Raw genomic sequence first — 337 nt, 5'->3', positions numbered from 1 at the left:
AACAGGGCCTTGTCGACAACGCGCCACGTCTGCCAGCTGTCGGCGCTGAACCACGGGCCGAACAGGTGCGGGTCTAGGCAGGCATCGGGATAGGAAATCGCCGTCATGCGTCCTCCCCGGCCTTCTGAGCGGCCCGGTTCGCCATGTAGTCGTCAAGGCTCGGGGTGATGTCCCTTGCCCGGCGCTGCCAGCCCAGGACCGTTGCAGAGCGGTTGAACGTGTTGACAAGCGATGTCAGGGCGGCCGGGTCAGCCGGGTAGCCCTTCAGCCAGCGAACACCGAGATCCGCAATCATCGCGTCCAGGATGCTGACGTGCTCGGCAGCCCGGCGTTCAAG

1 pseudogene is annotated in these 337 nt (G+C 65.6%); it reads right to left on the bottom strand.

The features are described from left to right. Nucleotides 1–103: 103 nt before the first annotated feature. A pseudogene (locus MUB46_RS24505) lies at nt 104–337 on the bottom strand (hypothetical protein); the annotation flags it as partial.

This window comes from Microbaculum marinisediminis, from assembly GCF_025397915.1.
GTDB classification, from domain to species: domain Bacteria; phylum Pseudomonadota; class Alphaproteobacteria; order Rhizobiales; family Tepidamorphaceae; genus Microbaculum; species Microbaculum marinisediminis.
The sequence above is the reverse complement of the archived record's forward strand: the minus strand, read 5'-3'. Positions and strand labels throughout refer to the sequence as shown.